Annotated in this window: 3 protein-coding genes and 1 pseudogene; 1 reads left to right on the top strand and 3 read right to left on the bottom strand. The window is 73.0% G+C overall.

Going from position 1 to position 5,581, the window contains the following annotated elements; genetic code table 11:
- Positions 1–94: 94 nt before the first annotated feature.
- The 3 genes and pseudogenes from ABZW03_RS36320 to ABZW03_RS36310 form a co-directional block, all read right to left on the bottom strand.
- Positions 95–1,141 (bottom strand): annotated as a pseudogene (locus ABZW03_RS36320) (sensor domain-containing diguanylate cyclase); the annotation flags it as partial.
- A gap of 271 nt (positions 1,142–1,412) precedes the next feature.
- Positions 1,413–2,537, bottom strand: a complete 1,125-nt coding sequence (locus tag ABZW03_RS36315) for an adenylate/guanylate cyclase domain-containing protein (RefSeq protein ID WP_355268361.1) — start codon at positions 2,535–2,537, stop codon at positions 1,413–1,415.
- A gap of 173 nt (positions 2,538–2,710) precedes the next feature.
- On the bottom strand, positions 2,711–3,604 hold the full coding sequence (locus ABZW03_RS36310; RefSeq protein WP_355268359.1) for a biotin--[acetyl-CoA-carboxylase] ligase: 894 nt from the start codon (positions 3,602–3,604) through the stop codon (positions 2,711–2,713).
- A 233-nt stretch (positions 3,605–3,837) separates the two neighbouring features.
- Here ABZW03_RS36310 and ABZW03_RS36305 point away from each other — a divergent pair, with 233 nt between their 5' ends.
- Positions 3,838–5,439, top strand: a complete 1,602-nt coding sequence (locus ABZW03_RS36305) for an acyl-CoA carboxylase subunit beta (protein WP_355268356.1) — start codon at positions 3,838–3,840, stop codon at positions 5,437–5,439.
- The last annotated feature ends 142 nt before the right edge of the window (positions 5,440–5,581 follow it).

Here is a 5,581-nt window from a genome sequence, read left to right as displayed (position 1 = left end):
AGATTTCAAACTCTGTTATCTGTCCGCTGAACTCTGTCGTCTGTTCGCTGTCTGCCGTCGACTGTCAGCCGCCGCCGTCAGCCCTCCGCCGTCACAGCCGGTCGGGGGTGGTGACCGGCCCGATCGAGTCCCCGGTGGAGGCGACGCCGCAGGCCACGCCCTCGCCCTCGGAGAGCGCGAGCGCCCGGGCGCACAGCTCCTCGGCGACGGCGACCACCTCGTCGGCCTTCTGCCCCTCCACCAGCAGGCAGAACTCGTCGCCGCCGAGCCGGGCGGCCAGGCTGCCGGGGAGCTTGGCGGCGGACAGCGAGAGCTGGTGGGCGAACCGCTCCAGCAGCCGGTCGCCCATCTCGTGGCCGAGCTGGTCGTTGACCCGCTTCAGCCCGTTGACGTCGCAGACCACCAGCGAGACCACGGTGTTGTCCCGGTTGTGCGCCTCCAGCGCGCTCTCCAGCCGGGCGTCGACGGCGCGCCGGTTGGCCAGGCCGGTGAGCGGGTCGGAGAAGGCGAGCTTGCGCAGGTCGGCGAGGCGCTCGGTCTGCGCCAGCCCGGCCGAGACCTGGGCGGCGAGCAGGGTCGCGTAGTCGGCGTCGGCCTCGGTGAACTCGGGCATCCCGGCCGAGCGGGCGAGGTACAGCTCGCCCCAGGCCTGGCCGTGCAGCACGACCGGCGCGACCACGCAGCAGGCCCGCCCGCGCCGGCGCAGCGCCGCGGCGCGCTCCTGGCAGTACGCGCCGGCGGTCGGGTGCGCGTGCCCGGCGTGCTGCTCGCTGTTCTCGGCGCTCTGCAGCCAGGCGCGCGGCAGCCGCCCGGTGGTCCAGCGCTCCTCCAGGTACGTGACGATCTCCGGGAAGTCGGCGACCGGGTAGGACTCGTCCTCGGGCAGCTCCTCCTCGCCGGGGGCGAGTTCGCCGTGGTTGACCAGGACCCGCAGCCGGCCGGACTCGCGGTCCCAGACCGAGACGGCGGCCATGGTGGCGCCGAGCGCCTCGGTGGCCCGGACGGCGGCGGCCCGGACGGCCTCCAGCGGGGTGAGCGCGGCGGCCATGTCCTGGGCCAGCTCGACCACGGACTGCAGCCGCAGGTCGGGCAGCGGGTCGGGGTGCCGCGAACCGCCGCAGACGCAGTCGCGGTCCGTCATGATCGCCTCACTGCTCACCGGCTCGCCTCGCTCCCTGTGCTCGGTCCTGCCGGACCCCCGTCGGCCGGACGCGCCCGACCGGCCGCTTGCACCAAGACTATGGCGATTTCGTTCGGTTATGCCCCGTTTGCCCGGCGGGTTCGCCAGGAGAACGTACGGGTTTCAACCGTTCGGCACCCGCAAGGGCGTACGCACGGCGGGGGACGGACTCCCTCCGCCCCGGGCGTCTTCCCCGCGCACCGGCCACCACGCGGCCGGGGCGGCCATGCCGCTACTCGGCCTTCGACCGCCGGGTGAGCAGCCACGGCTCGACCAGTCCGAGCCCCCGCACCGGCCGCCGCCACATCGGCTGCAGGTGGAACCGGGCCCCGGCCTCCGGGCCCGGCACCGGCAGTCCGGAGGCGGGCATCCCGGCCGCGGCCGACAGCGCCTCGGCCAGGCCCGGCCCCTCCGAGTCGGCCGGGGCGACGCTGCCGTTCTGCTCCAGCGCGGCCGCGAACTCGCCGTCGATCAGCACCGCGTCCTTGGGCGCGATCGAGGTGAGCCGGCTCGCCAGGTTGACGGTGGTGCCGAAGACGTCGCCCATCCGCGAGGTGACCGTGCCGAAGGCCATCCCGACCCGCAGCGGCGGGATGGTGTCGTCCCCGGACAGCGCATCGATCAGGCTCAGCGCGATCTCGGCGGCGGTCGCCGGGTCCTCGGAGACGTAGAGGATCTCGTCGCCGAGCGTCTTGATCACCCGGCCGCCCTGGCCGGCGATCAGGTCCGAGCAGGTGTTCTCGAAGGTCTCGACCAGCTCGCCGAGCTCCTCCTCCTCCAGCCGCCGGGACAGCCGGGTGAAGCCGACCAGGTCGGCGAAGCCGACGGCGAGCCGCCCGCTGGTGATCTCGTGGTCCTCGGCGGCCTGCACCACCCGGCCGGTGACGGCCGCCAGCTGGCGCCGCCAGACGTACACCAGGAACTGCTCCAGCTCCGGCAGCAGCAGCTCGACCAGCGGGTACGCGACGTCGGCGCGGGTCAGCCCGGGCTCGACGGACTGGGTGAGGTTCTCCAGGAAGGTGTCCATCTGCCAGCCGGCCAGCCGGGCCGTGGTCTGGCCGGTGGAGCGGGCCACCTGGATCGCCATCGACTCGCTGAGCAGCCCGGACTCGACCAGGCCGGCCAGCCGCCGCAGCGCGATCACGTCGCCGTCGGTGAGCGCCCGGGACTGGCCGATGTCGGGGAAGCCCATGGCGCGCCAGAACCGGGTGGCCAGCTCCATCGGGACGTCGGCGGCGCGCGCGGCCTGGTACGGGGTGTAGCGGCGCGGCGCGTCCAGGATCAGGCGTTCCAGTTCGAGCGCGACCGTGGGGTCGTTGCCGCCCGCCGTCGCGCCGCTGCCGCCGTCCTCTGCCACCGGTCCGTCCCCGTGCGATCGCCGCACTCGCCTCGTGTCCTACCTGTCCGGGCGCGCCGTCCGCCACCCGGGCGGGCAGTGGCGCGCCTCACACCGCTGCCAGGTGGAATGTTCGCACGGAATCGCCGGATCCGGGGCATCCGCCCGGGTCAAGGGGAGGTGAAGACTGCCGTTCAGCGGGGCTCGGGGCGCACGTGGACGACGTCGCCGGCACCGACCGCCCGGCGTGCGCCGTCGGGCGTGCGGACCACCAGCCGCCCGTCGCCGTCCACCGCCACCGCCTCGCCGACCAGCTCGCGGTCGCCCGGCAGGTGCACCTTCACCTGGCGGCCCAGCGTGGTGCAGCGGTCCACGTAGGCGCGCAGCAGATCGCTGGCGTGCGGGTCGCCGGCGGCGGCCGTCCAGTCCCGGTACAGCTCGGCGAACTCCCGCAGCAGGGCGCGCAGCAGGGTGCCCCGGTCGGTGGTCGAGGCGCCGGCCAGCGCGAGCGAGGCCGCGGTGGGGACGGGCAGCTCCTCGGCGCGCAGCGAGACGTTGAGGCCCATGCCGACCACCACCGCGCCGCCGGCCAGCTCGGTGAGGATGCCGCCCAGCTTGCGCTCCGCGCCGTCGATCTCCACCTGGAGGTCGTTGGGCCACTTCAGCCCGACCTCGACCCCGGCGACCCGGCCCAGCGTGCTGGCCGCGGCCACCCCGACCAGGATCGGCAGCCAGCCGTACCGCTCGACCGGCACCTCCTCGGGGCGCAGCAGCACGGACAGGAACAGCCCGGAGCGGGGCGGGGCGGTCCACCGCCGGTCCAGCCGGCCGCGGGCGGCGCTCTGCGCCTCGGCCACCAGCACCGCGCCCTGCCCGGCGCCCGCCGCGGCCCGGGCGGCGAGGTCGCTGTTGGTGGAGCCGGTCTCGGCGACGACGTCCAGCGAGGTCCACAGGCCGCCCGGGACGAGCAGGTCGTGGCGCAGCGCCTCCTCGTCCAGCGGCGGACGGTCCAGGTCGGTCCAGGGCGACGGCCCGGCGTGGCCGAAGCCGCGCAGTCCGCTGCGGCGGGGGGTCTGGGGTTCGGTCATGGGAGAACCCTAGATCCGGTACGGGGCGCAGGCCGCCCCATCGTCCCGCAGAACGGCCGCCGGCAAAACTGTGTCGATGGCCATAACGCCAGGACATGACGCATCGCCCTCCGCGCTGGCTACGCTACCCAGCGGTAGTTCGTAGCGCCGCCCTGCCCTCATGCGCGAGGCCCGCCACCCGGCCCCGCGCGCACTCGAACAGGTCGCGGCCATGGATCAGGGAGAGCCACCGGATGACCGAGGCGCCGTACGACCCCCACACCACCGCGGGCAAGCTCGCCGACCTGCGCCGCAGGCTGGACGAGGCGGTGCACTCCGGCTCCGCGAAGGCCGTGGAGAAGCAGCACGCCAAGGGCAAGCTGACCGCCCGCGAGCGGGTCGCGGAGCTGCTGGACGAGGACTCCTTCGTGGAGTTCGACGAGTTCGCCCGGCACCGCTCGACCAACTTCGGGCAGGAGAAGAACCGCCCGTACGGCGACGGCGTGGTGACCGGCTACGGCACCGTGGACGGCCGCCAGGTCGCCGTGTTCGCCCAGGACTTCACCGTCTTCGGCGGCTCGCTCGGCGAGGTCTTCGGCGAGAAGATCGTCAAGGTGATGGACTTCGCGCTGAAGACCGGCTGCCCGGTCATCGGCATCAACGACTCCGGCGGCGCCCGGATCCAGGAGGGCGTGGTCTCGCTCGGCCTGTACGGCGAGATCTTCCGCCGCAACGTGCACGCCTCCGGCGTCATCCCGCAGATCTCGCTGATCATGGGCCCCTGCGCCGGCGGCGCGGTGTACTCCCCCGCGATCACCGACTTCGTGGTGATGGCCGACCGGACCTCGCACATGTTCATCACCGGCCCGGACGTGATCAAGACCGTCACCGGCGAGGACGTCGGCATGGAGGAGCTGGGCGGCGCGCGCACCCACAACACCAAGTCGGGCAACGCGCACTACCTGGCCGCGGACGAGAAGGAGGCGGTCGAGTACGTCAAGAGCCTGCTCTCGTACCTGCCCTCCAACAACCTGAGCGACCCGCCGTCCTACCCAGATCAGTCCTACGACCTGGCGTTCGCCGACGTCACTGCGGAGGACCTCGAACTCGACACCATCGTGCCGGACTCGGCGAACCAGCCGTACGACATGCGCAAGGTGATCGAGCACATCGTCGACGAGGGCGAGTTCCTGGAGACCCAGCCGCTGTACGCGGGCAACATCATCACCGGCTTCGGCCGGGTCGAGGGCCAGTCCGTCGGCATCGTCGGCAGCCAGCCGATGGACCTGGCCGGCTGCCTGGACATCAACGCCAGCGAGAAGGCCGCCCGCTTCATCCGCACCTGCGACTCCTTCAACATCCCGGTGCTGACCTTCGTGGACGTGCCCGGCTTCCTGCCCGGCACCGAGCAGGAGTGGGACGGCATCATCCGGCGCGGCGCCAAGCTGATCTACGCCTACGCCGAGGCCACCGTGCCGCTGATCACCGTGATCACCCGCAAGGCCTTCGGCGGCGCGTACGACGTCATGGGATCGAAGCACCTGGGCGCCGACCTCAACCTGGCCTGGCCGACCGCGCAGATCGCGGTGATGGGCGCGCAGGGCGCGGTCAACATCCTGCACCGCCGGGAGATCGCCGAGGCCGAGGCGGCCGGCACCGTCGAGGCGAAGCGGGCCGAGCTGATCGCCTCGTACGAGGACACCCTGCTGAACCCGTACCTGGCGGCCGAGCGCGGCTACGTGGACGCGGTGATCGCGCCGAGCGAGACCCGCCGGCACATCGTCCGCGGCCTGCGGGCGCTGCGCGGCAAGCGCGAGGTGCTGCCGCCGAAGAAGCACGGCAACATCCCCCTGTAGCCCCCCGTCCCTGTCGGGAGAGAACCAGCCATGTCCCCGATCCACGTGCTGCACGGGCAGCCGACCCCCGAGGAGCTGGCCACCGTCCTCATCACCCGAGGCGCGTTGACCACCTTCTCGATCACCAACGACGTGGCCAAGT

The organism is Kitasatospora sp. NPDC004799 (assembly GCF_040609095.1).
Lineage (GTDB): Bacteria > Actinomycetota > Actinomycetes > Streptomycetales > Streptomycetaceae > Kitasatospora.
Note: the sequence above shows the minus strand (reverse complement) of the source record. Positions and strands in the feature narration are given on the sequence as shown.